At 59.8% G+C, this 16438-nt stretch carries 14 protein-coding genes; all 14 read left to right on the top strand.

Annotation, left to right across the window (positions count from 1 at the left end; all coding sequences use genetic code 11):
- Window positions 1-118: 118 nt before the first annotated feature.
- Window positions 119-1339 carry a tyrosine-type recombinase/integrase gene (locus AXF13_RS08970; protein ID WP_062252720.1) on the top strand — a complete coding sequence of 407 codons (1221 nt, stop codon included), beginning with the start codon at window positions 119-121 and terminating at the stop codon, window positions 1337-1339.
- Window positions 1340-1413: 74 nt separating this feature from the next.
- Entirely contained in the window at window positions 1414-1692 is a 279-nt protein-coding gene (locus tag AXF13_RS16040) for a cytotoxic translational repressor of toxin-antitoxin stability system (protein WP_083522041.1), read from the top strand.
- Window positions 1673-2017, top strand: a complete 345-nt coding sequence (locus AXF13_RS08965) for a helix-turn-helix domain-containing protein (protein WP_062254796.1) — start codon at window positions 1673-1675, stop codon at window positions 2015-2017. Before AXF13_RS16040 ends, AXF13_RS08965 begins: the two co-directional genes overlap by 20 nt.
- Before the next feature lie 105 nt (window positions 2018-2122).
- Window positions 2123-2920 (top strand): hypothetical protein, encoded by a 798-nt coding sequence (locus tag AXF13_RS16745; RefSeq protein ID WP_150116141.1) that lies wholly within the window; start codon window positions 2123-2125, stop codon window positions 2918-2920.
- A gap of 152 nt (window positions 2921-3072) precedes the next feature.
- The gene (locus AXF13_RS08955) at window positions 3073-3282 is read left to right on the top strand and encodes a helix-turn-helix domain-containing protein (protein WP_062252716.1); all 210 of its coding nucleotides are present in this window, start codon (window positions 3073-3075) and stop codon (window positions 3280-3282) included.
- A 259-nt stretch (window positions 3283-3541) separates the two neighbouring features.
- On the top strand, window positions 3542-4855 hold the full coding sequence (locus tag AXF13_RS08950; protein ID WP_062252714.1) for an AAA family ATPase: 1314 nt from the start codon (window positions 3542-3544) through the stop codon (window positions 4853-4855).
- A 196-nt stretch (window positions 4856-5051) separates the two neighbouring features.
- Window positions 5052-6173 carry a primase-helicase zinc-binding domain-containing protein gene (locus tag AXF13_RS08945; protein ID WP_062252712.1) on the top strand — a complete coding sequence of 374 codons (1122 nt, stop codon included), beginning with the start codon at window positions 5052-5054 and terminating at the stop codon, window positions 6171-6173.
- Window positions 6173-6658, top strand: a complete 486-nt coding sequence (locus AXF13_RS08940; RefSeq protein WP_062252710.1) for an ERCC4 domain-containing protein — start codon at window positions 6173-6175, stop codon at window positions 6656-6658. Before AXF13_RS08945 ends, AXF13_RS08940 begins: the two co-directional genes overlap by 1 nt.
- Entirely contained in the window at window positions 6655-7128 is a 474-nt protein-coding gene (locus tag AXF13_RS08935) for a DUF5681 domain-containing protein (protein WP_062252709.1), read from the top strand. The genes AXF13_RS08940 and AXF13_RS08935 overlap by 4 nt, the downstream gene beginning before the upstream one ends.
- Window positions 7125-7352, top strand: a complete 228-nt coding sequence (locus AXF13_RS08930) for a hypothetical protein (RefSeq protein WP_062252707.1) — start codon at window positions 7125-7127, stop codon at window positions 7350-7352. Before AXF13_RS08935 ends, AXF13_RS08930 begins: the two co-directional genes overlap by 4 nt.
- A complete protein-coding gene (locus AXF13_RS08925) occupies window positions 7349-7579 on the top strand; it encodes a hypothetical protein (RefSeq protein WP_062252705.1) in 231 nt (76 codons plus the stop codon). Before AXF13_RS08930 ends, AXF13_RS08925 begins: the two co-directional genes overlap by 4 nt.
- A 28-nt stretch (window positions 7580-7607) precedes the next feature.
- Window positions 7608-7910, top strand: a complete 303-nt coding sequence (locus AXF13_RS08920) for a hypothetical protein (RefSeq protein WP_062252703.1) — start codon at window positions 7608-7610, stop codon at window positions 7908-7910.
- A 1-nt stretch (window position 7911) separates the two neighbouring features.
- Entirely contained in the window at window positions 7912-9660 is a 1749-nt protein-coding gene (locus tag AXF13_RS08915; RefSeq protein ID WP_062252701.1) for a hypothetical protein, read from the top strand.
- Entirely contained in the window at window positions 9660-16316 is a 6657-nt protein-coding gene (locus tag AXF13_RS08910) for a hypothetical protein (protein WP_062252699.1), read from the top strand. The genes AXF13_RS08915 and AXF13_RS08910 overlap by 1 nt, the downstream gene beginning before the upstream one ends.
- Window positions 16317-16438: the final 122 nt, after the last annotated feature.

Here is a 16438-nt window from a genome sequence, read left to right as displayed (position 1 = left end):
ATCAGTATGTTAAATTTGCATTACGTTGCATCCCATACCAAGACTTTTCTCTTTTTGTGGTAGCCCGGTGGTAGCCCGGCGAACCGAATGATTTTTACTTATTGCATGGAGGTGGGGCATGCGCCTGACCAAACGGGCCATTGAGGCTTTAGAAGCCACTGGCAAGCGGTATGCCGCCTTTGATGACGACCTGAAAGGCTTTGCTGTTCGTGTGGGTATATCTGGCGACAAATCCTTTTATCTGGTTTACCGGGCGGGGAAGGGAAGGGCAGCCGCCAAGAAATGGCTTCGTCTTGGCACATTTCCCACCATGACGGTGGAGCAGGCGCGCGACATAGCCAAGACCAAAGCCGCCCAAGTGGCAATGGGCCAAGACCCCGCCGAGCAGGTGAAGGAAAGCAAGGCCGCCCCTACTGTCAAGGCTGCTTTGGCTCTGTTCTTTGAGCAGCATGACCCGAAGATCAAACCCAGCACGTCCGCCGCCTATCATCGTATTGCCGAACAGCACGTTATCCCAGCTATGGGTAATATCAAGGCGAAGGCGGTGCAGCATAAGCATATAGCCGCCCTGCATTTTGCTATGCGTGAAACCCCATATCAGGCTAACCGTTGCGCCGCGTTGCTTTCAAAGTTCTTTGGGTGGTGTGAGAAAAGCGGCTATCGGGAAAGGGGGAATAATCCGGTCGCCGGGCTGGAAAAATACGAAGAGCATAAGCGTAAGGCATTCATGGGCCGGGAAGAATTGGAAGCGTTGGGGAACGCCTTTACCCTCATGCACGCCCAAGGATATACCGATCCCAAGACCGGAAAAATTACCGCCTTTGACCCTGTTATCGCCGCCGCTATCAAGATGCTTTTGTTCACCGGGGCGCGGTGCATGGAAGTGCTCACGCTCAAATGGGAATATATCGTCATGCACAAAGGACTGGCGAACCTACCTGACTCCAAGACCGGGGCCAAGGTGCTGCATCTCCCTCCCCCAGCCCTGGCCCTGCTGGAATCGCTGCCCCGCGTCAACGAATATTGCTTCCCCGGCAGGAGAGGAACGGGTCATATCGTCAACGTTAAGGATACATGGCGGCGGCTGCTGGAAACGGCGGGCCTCTCCGGCTGGCGTATTCACGACCTACGTCATGCCTATGCCAGCTATGCGGCATCATCAGGCAAAAGCCTGCCTGTCATTGGGGCTATTCTCGGGCACTCTCAACCGGCCACAACACAGCGATATGCCCATCTTGCGGATAATCCCGTGGCCGTAGCCGCCGCAGAAACCGCCGCGCAAATCCAAAAGGATTTTACCGGCGGCAAGGTGCTGCCCTTCAAGAAAGCAGCCGGGTAGTCCTAATAGGCCGTAGCGCGGAAAGATATCTTGACTCTGTACTAAAAATAAGTACATTTATTCCAGGGGGAGATATGGGCTGGACGGTGAACATCCACAATAAAACCAGAAAAGGCGTGGAGAAGCTCCCGGAAAAAGTGAAGCGGATACTCGTCTTGCTCATTGCAGAGATGGAAGCCCAAGGCCCTGTACGCGGCAACTGGCCCAACTATAGTAAACTTGGGGTGCGCCGCCACCACTGCCATTTGAAGAAAGGTCGCCCCACATATGTGGCGGTATGGGAAGAATCCCCCGAAGGAATACAACTTATTGAGGTGACATATGCAGGGACACATGAACGCGCCCCTTACTGAAACGGTTGTTTTGTCCTTTGCCGTGCCTCCCACCCGTGTGGAAGAGGTCATGCAGGCCATGAAAGGCATGGGCTTTGAACCCGCGCGAGACTCCGTACCGTGGCGGGAAGCTCTGGCCTACAGTGATGCGGAATTGCCCGGCGTGTTGCTTTCCGGCGCCCGCTATCGGGAAGGATTGACTCAGGTACAGCTTGCGGAAAAGACGGGCATCCCCCGGCGGCATATCAGTGAGATGGAGAACGGCAAGCGGCCCATTGGCAAGAAGAATGCCCGGCTGCTGGCTAAAGCTCTGAGTATTGATCCGCGCCATCTGTTAAGCGTGTAATCGGCTGGTGACACAGAGCAGATTTCCCCGGCTAGGCGCGGATTAGCTAGATGTGGCCGAAGGATTTAGATGCAAGAAAAGCCCAAGCGAGAGGGGTAGCATGCAGTGCAAGACTGGAATATTTTTTTTGATTCTGAAGTTAGACGGCCACTTATAGATTTCACATTTGCTCTATCAGTCATGCGCGCCGAGGAGATTGGGCATGCTGTGGAAAATTTTGCAGTTTTGAACGAAGTTTGGTTATGCTCTGATAGCCTAATGATGCTCATTCATGATGGAATATCAACTGGCAATTTACAAATCGCCAGTAAATGTATTGAAGGATTAGAAAACCTAAGAGAAGCCTATTCAAAACTTTTGAATATACTTTATGTATGTAAAGAGCACTCAAAGGAGCACTCAATAAATAATCCACAACAAGATGATGATGAAAATTCAATACATGATATGAAAGGCGATGAATATGTATATAGACATTATTTAGAGTGCGATTTTTTGGAAAAACAGCGTGATCTTGAAAGTAAGCGCCGTGCTGTAAAAGGATATATTTATCCAAAAGAAACAGCCCAATGGCTTGTCCGGCAAATCAGGGGAAAGGCTTTGTTACCGCCGAGTTTGGTTGATTTTCTAATGGGTAATGTTAGTGTTCCACCTTCTCAAGCTAATAAGCATGCTGGCTCTGCAAAAGATTTAGCGCGGATGACTGCCGTTGATGAAGCCTTTGCCTCCTTACGCCCGAACCTCGAAGCTATTACCCATCACAATGGGTTGCTATACCAAAATGACTTTTTAAGGGCGCTCCAGGAAAAGGCAGGGGACGAATACCACGACAGGCACGCAAAAGAAATCTGGAGAGAAAAAATCCCGCAACAAAAAAAAGGAAAAGGGCGAAAGCCCGAATAACCGCACCACTCAACGAAAAATAATTCGTTCAACAAAAGTCGTTCAACAACAATTCGTGTGTTGAACGACTTTCTATTTTATTTCCCTATTTCGTGTGCTCCTATGTAGTCAAGCGCAATCACACGCGCCGCAAACAAATCTTGGAGAGCACGATGCAAAATTTCAAAAATGCTAGGCGCTGGAAAGATACGCGCGCCGCCGCCGAGTATATCGGCTGTTCAAAGTCCCTTCTCGACAGTGACCGGGTCACCGGCCTGCATAAAATCCCCTTCTGCCGTCTCGGCAAAAAAATCCTTTACGACACGGAAGACCTGGACCGCTACCTTGAAAGTCGGAAGGTCCAGTGGGACGGGGCGGCTTAGACATGACCGCCCAAAAGATAACCCCGGCTGGCGGGCCGGGGCGGGGACGAGAAATTCAAAGGAATTTCGAGCAAATTGAAGATATCCCAACCGCGCCCGCCCGTCAAGAAATCTGTTTTGACTGCGCCTATTTCCGCGCTGTGCGGCTTTCCGTGCGGCTTCGGACCTTCTGCCGTCTCAGTGGAGAAAAGTTGCGGCCCGACACGCCTGCTTGCCGCCATTGGCCGGGATCGCCTGAAAACGCGCGAGGCGACGCAGCATGAGCCAAGTCGCCGTCCTCACTCCCACCGACACCGCCGCTCAGATTGAGCAGGCCCGCGCCGACTTTCTCGCCGCCTGCCCGGCGGACCCGGCAAGGGAAGAGTCTGCTTCTCCTGTTCAACCGCGCCCGTTGCAACTGGACATCTCCAAGTACAGCGGAGAGCGGTACTTTTCGGAATTTCCGCCCGCCTTCGATTGGCTTCTGAAAGGCAGCCTGCGTTGCAAGACCTTGGGAGCTATGATCGGAGCGCCGGGGTCCGGTAAGTCCACCGCCGCCATTCAGCTTGCCGTTGCCGTGGCTGCTGGCCTGCCTTGGCTTGGAGCGTGGGAACCGGCGCATGAGGGTCGTGCCCTCTACATCTCGGCGGAGGACGACGAGCTGACCTTACACCGCCGCGTTCACCATACTCTGAAAACGCTGCCGGAACAGGCCCAAGTTCAGGCGATGAAAAATATCTTCGCTGTGCCTGTGACCGGTGACGTGGCCTTGTGCCGGGGGATGGGCGGCGACGTAATCAAGACTGATGCTCTGACCGACTTGCGCGCCATCCTGAAAGAATTTCGCCCCACGCTGCTGGTCCTTGACACCCTGGCCCGCTTCCTGGCCGTGGCCGAGAATGACAATCCGGCCATGACCGCCGCTTGTGCGCTCCTGGAAGAAGTTTGCCGAGATTTTGACTGCGCCACCGTCCTCTTGCACCACACCGCAAAAGTGACGGGTGCTCTGGCCTCCGACGACTTGTCCTTAAATACCGCCCTTGAACAGACCGCCAGCCGTGGCGCTTCCGCACTTGCTGGCTGCGTCCGCTGGCAGGTCAATCTTGCCCCTCTGGCCTCCAAGCTGGCCATCAAAATTATTGGCGAAGATGCAGTGGGCCGGGCTGACGGGGCCTTTCTGGCCGTGCGCGTGAGCAAGAAAAACTGCGGTGCGCCGGAACCTAAATATTTTTTTTCTCGCTGTGAGCATGGCCTGTTGCGCCGAGTTGAACCCGTCGCCCAAGAGCAGGAGGCACAGAGCCGGGAGGCGGACGCCGCCGCCCTGGTGGCAGAGGTAAAGCGCCGGGCAGAAGAAGGGCTGGAGCCTTTACCTGTCTCCAAAGCCGGACGCTACGCTTTTGAGTGGGGCGAAACCCGGAACAAAAACGCTGTTTTTTTCGCGGTTGATTCTGGGTTGTTGGCCAAACAGAAGTCCAGCGGAGCAAGGGGGGAAATCCTCATGCTCCCCACTGAAGAGAAAGGCCCGATGGTGAAAGGCCCGCAAGGCCCACAAGGCCGGGCCTTAGTTAAAAATGAAACAAATTTAATGAGTTAGAGAAAGGCCCGGTTGATACCGGCCCAAGGGCATGGGCCTTTTCGTAACCTATTGAAATATAAAGCAAGGCCCAAGGCCCAAAAGGCCCTTCTAAAGAAGAGTGAAGAAGTGGGCCTTTCCAGGCCCCACTTCACACTCGGTTTTCTTTAGGACTGCAATGTGGGCCTTTGTGAGATCAGAAATGCAGAAGAACATTATGGACTTCCTCCCTTGCCCGGAGATCTTCAAAGCCAAAGGCCCGCACGAGTGGGCCGGACCCTGTCCCGACTGCGGGGGCCGCGACCGCTTTCTTGTCTGGCCGGACCGTCCGCGTGGCGGCGCATTCCTGTGCCGTGGCTGCGGAGCCAAGGGCGACGGCGTTCAATTCTTACGGCTGTTCCACGGCATGAGCTACCCGGACGCCTGTAGGGCGCTGAGCCTGACGCCAAGGGACAGCCGGGCTTCTTATCCTGCCAAGCCGAACCCCCGGCACACGCCCGGCACAGCGCGCCCCGTGACTGTGCCGATGCCCAAGGCCGCCCAACTTCCCCCGGTCCCGTGGATGGAGCGCGCTGCCGCGTTCCTGGCCGACTGCCAGCGGGGCCTTGAGACTGACGCGGAGACGGTGCTTGCCGTCACAGGACGCTATCTGACTCCCGACACCGCCCGCGCCTGCGGTCTGGGCTGGAACCCCCGCGATAGATACGAACCCCGCGCCGCGTGGAATCTGCCCGCCAGTGAAGGCCGGGACAAGCTCTTGCTGCCGCGCGGCTTGGTGATCGCCACCCGCCGCCGGGCCGGGATCATGGCCCTGACCGTTCGCTGTCCCGATGACCGTCCGGAAGGCCGCCCCAAATACTGGCAAGTTGCCGGGTCCAGCAATGTGCCCTTTGTGGCCGGGCGTGCTGGCCTACCCGTGCTGCTGGTGGAATCCTCCCTGGACGCCGCGCTTGTCCATCAGGAGGCCGGGGACTTGTGCGCCGCCGTGGCGCTCATGGGCGATTTGAAGGGCGCGGATACAGCCACCGACGCTTTTATTAAGGCCGCCCCCCTCATTATCGCCGCACCGGACAACGACGCCGGGGGCCGGATCGCCTGGCAGAGATGGAAGCAGGCCTTCCCTTCTGCCGTGTGCTGCCCTGCTGTGGGCGGTAAGGACGTTGGCGAGATGCACGCCGCCGCCCTCCGGCTTGAAGCAACCCCTACCGTCCGTGAGTGGGTCACATCCGTTCTTTCCCTTGCCGAAAATTCGCGCCTGGATGGCCGCCAAAACGTCGAAAACGAGCAAGGCGACACATTGCCCATATCAACTTCAAACAGCGCGCAGGAGGCCGCGTAATGCGAATTATTCAAGATAGCCGCGAGCAAGCGCCCTATGCCTTCGCCGCGTCGCGTTATGCCGAGACCGTGGTGGAAGTGGGCGCATTGCAGACCGGGGATTACAGCCTGCACGGCTTGACTGACCGGATCGCCCTTGAACGCAAATCCCTGTCCGACCTCACCGGGACGCTGACCACGGGCCGGGACCGCTTTCAACGCGAATGCGAGCGTGGGCGGGGGCTGGATTACTTCGGCCTGATTATCGAAGCCAGCATGGAGGACGTGCGCCGCCATCGCTACCAGTCCCGGATGACGCCGCAGAGCCTTTTGCAGACCCTAGCCGCGTGGTCCGTCCGCTATGGCCTGCATGTCCACTGGTGTGGAGGGCGAGACGGCGGGGAGTACATGACCTTTTCCCTCCTGCAAAAGTATCTGCGGGAACAGGAGCAGCGTTTGGCCTCACTGGTCAAGGCCCACGGCAGCGATAAGGAGGCGGCCGCATGACCAAAACCTCATCCAAACCGGCTGAATCCCGGCTGGAATCGGACCGCCGTCCTGACGGAAAGTTTGCCCCCGGCAACCGTGCGAACCCCAAAGGCCGCATTCCCGGCAGCCGCAACAAGGCCACGCTGGCCGCTCAAGCAATGCTTGACGGCGAAGTGGAGAACCTGACCCGGAAGGCCGTCGAACTGGCGTTGGGAGGTGACGTAACCGCTCTGCGCCTCTGTCTGGAGCGCATTCTCCCTGCAAGGAAGGAAGCGGCGCTGGCTCCTATTGATCTTCCCAGAGTCGAGGGTGCCGCGGACCTCCCGCAGCTCACCACAGCGATTCTTGATGCCGTGGCAGCCGGGCGGGTTACTCCCGGTGAGGGACAGGCCCTTGCGGCGCTGGCCAACGCCCATGCCAAGACTCTTGAAATTGCGGAATTGGAGCAACGTATAACCGCCTTGGAGGAAAGCCAGGGCAAAGGATGATCACCGATATGAACCTGAATGGACGGATCAATGCTCTTGAAAACCGCTTGAGCCCAACCGTAAACATCGCGGACTTGTTGGAGCAGGCCAGGAAGCGCCCACCTCTCAGCCGTGAAGAAATGCTGGTCCGGATTGAAGAGCACAGGGCGAAAGGCTTCGACAGGTTGGCGAGGGCCCTGGAGCGCGTCATTCGACTTCACCCTGAAAAGGAGAGCGCAGTATGAGCAACACACTGGAACGGCGCTTGTCACGCCTTGAATGCGGCACAACGGACACGCCGGGCATGTTCGTTCATTGGGCCATTGATGAAGAAGCCCAAGCCCTTGAATGCAACGGCCAGCGGTTCACCCGGCGGGACGGAGAGGGGCATGAGGACTTCATGGAGCGGGTCATGGAATCTCTTTCTCCTGCCCCCGGAAAAGTCTTGTGGCTTGAAGAATCGGCGGCGTGAACAACACCCATAACCTACGGAGAACATTATGAACATTGGAAATAAAATGAAAGTTCTGGCCCTGTTGAACGAGCTGCAAAGCCTGCTGCTTGAGGATGAACGCAGTAATACGGATGGTGGATGCCTGCCCCCGGAGGCGAACGCCTATGTAGGAACACAGGCTGACCGGCCCGGCTTTCTGGACCTCAATCTGGATACACCGGAGCAAAGTGAAGTGGACGCCCTTGCGATCTACCAGCGGGGCCTGGACAAGGCTTACAATGATGAAATCCAAGCCTGGGATTTCTGGTCCCCTGCGGCGCAAGCGGCTAACGACATGGAGGGCAAATAACATGAGCACAACGTCTTTTCGCGCACCGGCAAAGCGCAGCCCGGCCAGCATGCCGGAGTACCAGCGGCAGAACTTCGCCACGCCCGGCGCGGACGCATCGGCCCGGCTTTCGGATTCAGCCGCGGGCATTTATGAGCGCGGCGCGGACCAGACCGGGAAACAGCTCATGGCGCTGGGCGGGGCCATGCAGCAGGCCGCCAAGGTGGGGGATGCGCTCTATGTGGACTACCAGACCACCAAGGCCCGCGAAGCCTTCAACAGCTACCGCCGGGAGGCCATGCAGAAAAAGGCCGAACTCGCGAATCTGCAAGGCGGCCTGGCCCTGGACGAGAAAACCGGCGTACAAGCCCGGCTTTCACAATGGCAGAGCGAGGCGAGGGAACGCCTGGTAAAAGACTTGGGCAAACCCGCCGCAAATCTGTTCACGGCAGCCGCCGAAGACGTTGACGCTCAGCTTGGGGCGTGGGCCACTCAGAAGTGGCAGTCCGAGGAACGCACATACCGCAACCAGCAGACGGAAGCCACCCTCGCCTTGAACACGGACGAGATGCTTACCGACCCCATGAACGCCGAGGCGGTCAAGCGAGGCTTCAAGGCCATCAAGTCCGGGTACAAAGAGCTTGCCGACCTCAACGGCTGGTCTGATGAATATGCGCAATCCCAGATCAACAGCGCCGCCCAGAAGGCTTTCACAACAATGATCCGGGCGCAGATCGACAGTGAACAACTCGGCAACGCCCAGGAATTGATCGGCCGTTATGGGCATGCCCTGGGCGGGATGCGCGGCCCGCTGGAGGCTACCCTCAAGGCCAAGGGCCGCGAGCTGGAGGCGAGGGCCAGAGCGACGCAGGAGAGAGCCGACACGGTTCAGGCCGCAAATCTTGGAGCCGGGCTATTTGAAACATACGGCGATGACGCCATCAAGGTACAGTCGGTTCTGGAGGAAAAGGTCAAAGACCCGGTGCAACGGGCGAGGGTGACTCAGTCCTATCTGAGCAATGCCAGCCTGCACGAGCGGATGAAGACCCAGGCTGAGGAACGGGACAAGGCCGCTTCCTACGATAATGCCATTTCCCAAACGGATTCTATCCTTGCCGGGCAGGAATCAGAACAGAAGAAGGCCGCGTTGCTTTCCGGCGTGCTTGTCGGGGTCGCTGATCCCGCAACGCGCAAGAAGATTGAGGAATACCAGAATTTCAAAATCAACGGCACCGAGGCCCCGGTGGACAAGAATGTGCTGGCCGAGGCCCAGGCCTATGCCGCGCAGCCCGGCGTCCGACCGGACATGGTTACGAATCGCTATGCGGACAAACTGCCTCCTTCTGCCCTGGGAAAAGCTGTGAAGATCGCCAGGGACGAGGCGACCAAGCAGAGCGAAAAGCTGATGCAGGACGAGATCACCGACTCCCTGGTAGACGACTTCGGCTACACCCGCTCCCAGGCCACGGCGGGATACAGGGTCATTCTGTCCAGAATGACGGGCCTTGTTGATCCGGCGCAACGGCTGGAAACCGCGCGACAGCTTGCAAAAAAGATCAGCGTGGAAACAAAGGCGTGGTTTTCCGGTGAAGAAATTCCCGCCTATTCGTTGGGCAGCAATCTAGAATATCAACTTGATTCTGACATAGAGATACCGACGAGCCTCATTCCGATGATTGACGAAGCGCTGGAGGCCAAGGGCAAGCCCATCACAGATCAAAACAGAAAGGAAGTTTACATTCTTTTTCTGAGAGGCAAGGAGAACGGATAATGACACAAGAATCATCTACCAACACGACGCAATCCTCCACCCCTTTCATGTCCGTAGTCGGCCAGCAAGAAGAAGCCGCTCACAACGAAGCGTTGAACTCCAACCCGTTTTTGGATTTTGTTAAAAGCCCCGTGCAACTCCACGCCCCCGACGCCGTACAGTCCGCCGAGAATACCGAGGCCCAGGCCCGGCGCGTACTCTCCTACACGCTGGGCAAATCCCAGGATGCGGCGGTGACGGCTTTCAAGGTGCGGGAGGGCAAAGGCATTCCGACCTATACCAGCCTTGAAGACGAGAAGCTGGCCACCGGAGCGGCGCACGAGTTGGCCCTGGAAGCAATGGGCGATTTCTCCACGGACACGGTGCAAGTGTTGGGCGACCTGGACAGCGCCAGCCTCATTCATACGGAAGTGCCCCTGGCCGACCAGTTCAACAAACTGCTGTCCGCCCCGGCTGACCTGTTCCATAAGGGCGTTGAGACGATCAATCGCAGCCGGACGGGCAGGGAGTTGGTCAATGCGCTCCCGCGCGCGCCGCTCAATATCGCGGAGTCCGCATATCAGGGCGTTCAGGCTCTGGGCGGGGCCATGCAGGCGGTGGGCATGCGCGATGCCGGGGCGGCGGTAGAAGCCTTTGGCCGCCGTCAGGCCGATGTCTCCCGTGCGCTGCTGGCTGAACTTCTCCCTTCTGCCGGGCGTCTGAGCAATGAGGAAATCCGCAAAGACTGGACCACGCTGCTTTCGGACGAAGGCCTGGCCGCCGTGGTGGGCAATGTGGGGGACATGGCGGCAAAGATGCTCCCGACCATAGCGGCATATGTGGCCAATCCCGCAGCCGGGGCCGTCATGGGCGGCAGTCAGGAAGGCGCAGCCCACTATGAGCAGTTGCGCCGGGATGATGTGCCCGTGGTAAATTCCCTGCTCAGCGCCGCAGCTTTCGGCATGGCTACAGGCCTGCTGGAACGAACGGGCCTGGATGCCATGTTGCCGCAAATGGCCCCGCGCACGGGCAAACATCTTGTGGAACGGGCCATGAACGTGGCCGGGGCGCGACTGGATCAGGCCGTGGCCCAACTCCCGCCCAAGATTCAGGCCGCCATTAACACCTTGCGCGCCGCAGCCGTGGAGGGCGCGACCGAATATGCGGAGAATCCCATTCAGGGCGCGCTGGAAGGCATTGCCAAAAACGAGGACGCCGCCCAAATATGGGGCCGGGCCCTGGAAGGGGCCAAAGACTGGACCCCGATTCTCTATGCCGGGATCATGGGCGGAGGCATGCGCGCCATAGCCGGGCGCAACCCCGGCACGGAACAGCCCGCCATTGACCTTGCCGACTATCCCCCGGAACAGCGCGGCGTGGCCGCCGCCATCGCCGAGGTGGCCGGGCAGGAGGCGGAAGCCGGACAGCGGCTTGCTTTGGGCGAAGCTTTGAGCCGGGCCGCCGAGGTGGGCGACGCTACCAAGCTCAAGGGCAAGAGCCGCGAAGCCTTTGAAGCGGCCTACGGCAACCTTGTGCCCCAGGACGCGCGGACAGTTTTTCTTGACCCGCAAAGCCTGACCAGCTTTGCCCAGGGCGAATATGCCCGCAGTCAGGAGCCGGTGCAGGAGGAAGTCCCGGCACCCACCATGTCCCCGGATACCCCGGCGCAACTCTCCCAACTCGGCCTGACCGTGGAACAGGTGCAAGCGGCCATGTCGTCGGGCGCTCCCGTGGAAGTCCAGCTGGTGCGCATCCTTTCCCTGCCTGCCGGGCCGGAACGCGCCGCCCTGCTGGATGCCGTACGCCAAAAGCCGGACGGACTGACCGGGGAGGAAGCCCGGCTGTTCAATCCGGCTGAACAACTCGACGCCGCCGCGCTCAGACTGGCCGAGCGCCGAGAGCAGAGCCGCGCCCTGCGCGCCGAGGAAAGCCGCCTGCGTCAGGAGTTCATGGGAGCGGGATTCCCCGCTCATGTGGCGGAACGATATACGGCCCTGCAACGGGCCAATGCCGAGGCGTTCCGCGCCAGATACGGCGCTGACCCGGTGGAAACGCTGCGCATCCGGAGTTTTGCCCAGGGCGAGCAGGCCCAGGGGGCCGCCGCGCTGGCTCAAGCCATGTACCGAAACAACGCGGCCACGCTCCAAGGCTTTGTGGACGAAGTGCTGGCCGGAACGCCGCAGGACAAAAAATCATACTTTGGGCTGGGCACGGCTGGCAGGACGGATCTGAACATTCCAGACAGCGAGATAATCCTTGCATCGGATCAGGTACGGCATATCAAATCGGGACATCCTGACTTTAATGCCTGGAGTGCCATCCCGGAAGTTATCGTGCGCGGTGAACCGACGCCCCTTGCTCAAAACAAGGTGACCGGGGGGAGGGCCATTGCCTTTACCCTGAATGAAGGGAAAGAAAGTCTGGTTGTCGTTGCCGCCCCTCAAGAGGGGAAATTTCTTGGCAGACGGCTTGTGGTGTTGACGGCCTTTCGGGATAGCGCCGCCAAGGTTGAAAACTGGCTTGAACAAAATAAAGGAGCCGCTTTCTATCAGAGTGCCGGCGGCTCCCCGGCATACCCAAGCCCCCGTGGGGGCGACCCCTCTGCTCTCAAAAGCGGCTCTTCTGATGAGAATATAAGCCTTCTCAGCCCGGAGAGCAAGCCGCTTGCCCAGGATCAAGGCATGCAGGAACGGCGCGGCCAAGTGGACTTCCAGACCACGCCGGAAGGCGAGGTGCAAGCCCTGGTCACGCTCTTTGACAGCAAAGACCTTTCCACGGTGCTGCATGAGTCCACGCACATATTCACGCGCCAGCTTGAGGAAATCGCCGGGCAGGGGAATGAAGCCGCCGCCGCTGATGTCCGCGCCCTGCGGGAATGGGCCGGGGTTTCTTCGGAAGGTCCCCTTACCCCGGAGGAATATCGCAGCTTCCAGGAGGCCGTGGCCACGGCGGGCGAAGCCTATTTCATGGAGGGCAAGGCCCCCAGCGCCAAGCTGCGCCGCGTCTTCGCCGGATTCCGGGACTGGCTGCTGAACATCTACAAAAACATGCGCGCCATTTTTTCTTCTGCCGGGTTCGAGAACCACCGGCTGACTGACGACGTGCGCGCCGTGTTCGACCGCATGCTGACCACGGACGACATTCTTTCACGCTCCCGTGAGCGTATGGACCTTCTGGACGGGGCCGCCAGGGTCAACGCTGAATTGTCCCTGGAGGATCAGGCCGAACTGGACGCCCGGCTGGCCGAGGCGGCGGAAGATGCCGTGATTGCCATGAACAAAGCCACCCTGCGCGACCGGCAAAAGCGCCTGCATGAATACCGCGACATCGCCAGAACGGCGGTAGGCCAAGAACAGTTCTGGGAAACCGTGGACTATCTCAGCGGCAAGACCGGGCCGGGACTGGACCGGCAGGCCCTTGAACGGGAATACGGCAAGGAGGCGGTGCGCGAACTGTCCAGGGCCAGACGCGGGCTTGTGCGGGAAAACGGTCTGCCTCTTGATCTGGCAGCCCAGGAAATGGGCTGGCAGGACACGGACGCGCTTTGGAATGCGCTGTATGACCGTCTCGCCTTGCAGGGACAGAGCAAGCGGGGACAGATTGAGGACATGGCCCAGGCCATGCTGGCCGGTGACGATTCCTTGCGGGAACAGTCCGTGGACCAGATGGCCGGGGATGCCTACGGCGATTATCTGGACGCTCTGGATAAATCCCTGGGAAAGCTGCTGGCCAAGAAGCGCGCCCCCACCCCGGAAAGCGTGAAGCGGCTGGCCGACAGTCTGGCCACGCCCCGCAAGGTTCTGATCTTTCAGGCCCAGGAGCAGATCAGCCGGAGCCGCGTGAGCGACATCCGCCCGGACACATACAATGCCGCCTTGCGTAAGGGCCAGCGCCGCTTGCAACAGGCATTGCGCAAGGGCGATCTGGTGGAATCCCTGGAACTTCTGAACGCCGCCCGGCTGTCCAATGAGCTGTATGTCCAGGCCGTGAAGGCCCGCAAGCAGATCGAGGCGGTAACGCGCCGGGCACGAAAGGCGGCCGCCATCAAGCCGGACAAGATTGATTCCCTGGCCCGTGAAGGTCTGCGCCGGATCATGGAGCGTTTTTCTCTTGCCCGGATGCCGGAAGGCGAGCGGGACAGCGCCGCGGAATCCTTGAGCCTGCGCGAGATCATCAACGCCCTGAATCCGGACGCCGACCTGATTATGGAAAGCGACGGCTCCCAGGCCCAGGCCGAGGGACAAAATATCCTGGCTGATGCCTTCCCGGAATGGTTGTTGAATGAGGCCGCGCCTCTCACGGACAGCGGCCCGGCACGCAACCGGAATGCCCTGCCCTATGGCGAGTTGCCCCTGACCCAGCTTGAGGACGTGAACGAGCTTGTCAGTCACCTTGAACACGCGGGCCGGGCCATGAACCGGGCCAGCCGGGAGTCCGAAGCGGCGCGCATCGAGGTCCAGGCCGTGGAAGCCGCCGCCCCCATGCAGGGATTGAAGCCCGTGAGCATTGCCGAGGAAGGCAGCGCGCGGGAGAAGTGGCAGCGCCTTTCCCGCAAGTTCCTTTCCGAGCATGAAAGCTTGAGCAGCATTTTCCTGCGCGCGGACGGGTTCAGCAATATCGGCCCCAAGGGCAAGGCGGGCCTCAACGAGCAAGAATTGCTGCAACCCCTGCTGGACGGCGAGAATCAAAAGAAACTGCTCTGGCGCGATATCTCCACGCGGCTGTCCGGCCCGGTGGAACAGCTTGTAACCCGTATGGCCGACCTGAATGAGCGTTTCGGGGAGAAGCTGGGCGGCGTGACCCGCGCGGATGGTTCCGCCTTGCGGGTGCCGGAAAAAATGCGGCAGGCCGGGCGAAGCTGGACGCCGGAACAGGTATTCGGTCTGGCCCTGCAGATGGGCAACCAGTCCAATATGGACCGCCTGCACGCGGGCTTCCCTGATCTGGACATGGAGAGCGTGGCCGTCCTGTTGGGCGACGATGCGGCCTATCATCTCTTTGGCGCCGACGCGGCGCCAGTGGATACCCCGCGCCCCGGTCTGCTCACCGCCGCCGACTGGCGGGCCATTCAGGGCATATGGGATGCGGTGAACAGCCTTTGGCCGGACACAGTGGACACGCGCCGCAAGCTCTACGGCTTCGCGCCCAAGAAGGTGGAAGGCGTACCGATGACCTTGCGCGTGGGCGACGAGGTTGTGGAACTGCCCGGCGGCTACTTCCCTGCCAAGTATGACCAACGCCTTTCCGAAACCGCAGCGGCCCGGCAGGAACGGGAAGACATTCTGCGCAGCGGTCAGGCGGGCTTCACGGCCCCGGCTGCGAGACACGGCCATACCATGACCCGCGCGGCCCATGCCCCCGGTGAAGCCCTGCGTCTGGACCTTGGGCAGATCATGCAGCACTTTGAGGACGCCACAACCTTCATTGCCCTCGGCCCGGCGGTGCGTCATGTGGACCGGGTGACGCGGAATCCCGTCTGGAAGGCCGCCTATGTGCAGGCCTTCGGGGAGCAGGAGTACAACGCCATCCGGGAGAACCTCAAGGGCATGGTGAACAAGGAGAGAAACCAGACCGCCGGACAGGACATTGCCCAGGTATTCCGCAAGATGGTCACCTACTACGGCCTTTCCTGGAACCTGAATACGGTCATGATGCAGACCGACGCCCTGATGAAGTCCATGGCCGACCAGGGCGCGCGGCCCGTGCTGGAAGGTCTGGGCAAGCTGCTCCGCCCCGGCGCGCTGGACCTGGTCAGGGATATCGAGAGCGTCAGCCCGTACATGGAATCCCGCTCCCGCAACATTGACCGCGACTTGGCCCAGGGCGTGACGGATATGGCGAAGCAGGCCAAACAGCGCAAGCTCATTTCCCTTGCCGGGGCAGCCCATACCGTGGAACAGGTTGCGGACGTGGGTCTGGCTCCCATGCGGTGCATGGACATGGCCGTGTCCTCCGCGCTCTGGATAGGGGCCTACAATGCCAAGATGCGCGAGCTGAACCCCGGCGGCAAGGCGGGCATCGACACCAGCAGCGAGCACCACAAGGCCGCCGTGGACCATGCCGACAAAATGGTGAAGCGCTCCAATCCCGATTACGACGCCACCAGCCGGACAAAGTTCATGCGTGACCCCGGCTATAGCTGGTTCAACATGTTCAGCAGCGCCGTGGAGATGATCTTTCAGCGCCAGCGGTTGGCATTGCAGGCGGTACAAGCCGGAAAGCTGAGTGCCCCGCAGTACGCCCGCTATCAGCTCTATGACATGATTCTCCCGGCCACGGCCTTTTACCTCATGGGCGAGGCCATGACCGCCGTGTTCGGCAGCGACGACGACAAAAAGAAGCGGGACAAGAAGGGCGTCACCCGGCGCTATCTGGAAGGCTTGGCGGACTATGCCGCCCCGGTGATTCCAGTCGCGGGCCCGGCGTTGTCCTCCTGGTTCATCAACGGGAGGCAGTCACAGGGCCGTAATGTCCTGGACAAGCCCGTGCGCCTGGGCCTCAAGGTGGGCGACAAGGCCCGTGCCCTGGCTGATCCCAAGCTGCGCGGCAAAAAACGGGAGAAAGCCGAACGTGCCCTGGCCTACAGCATCATCGACTTGGGCGGCTTCTTTGCCAGAATCCCGGTGCGGCGCTTCGTCAAATACGGCGAGAAGGTAGGCAACGCCCTGAGAGAGTAACCGGGCAGGAGAAGAAACAAGGATGGGCCGGGGGTGAAACCATCCCCGGCCCGGTGAAGAGCGTTTGGCGTTCAGCTATTATTGCTTACGGCGCTTGCTGGCGCACCACAACGCATAGGCGC

Origin of the sequence: Desulfovibrio fairfieldensis (genome assembly GCF_001553605.1) — a bacterium.
In the GTDB taxonomy this organism is placed as follows: Bacteria; Desulfobacterota; Desulfovibrionia; order Desulfovibrionales; family Desulfovibrionaceae; genus Desulfovibrio; species Desulfovibrio fairfieldensis.
Note: the sequence above shows the minus strand (reverse complement) of the source record. Positions and strands in the feature narration are given on the sequence as shown.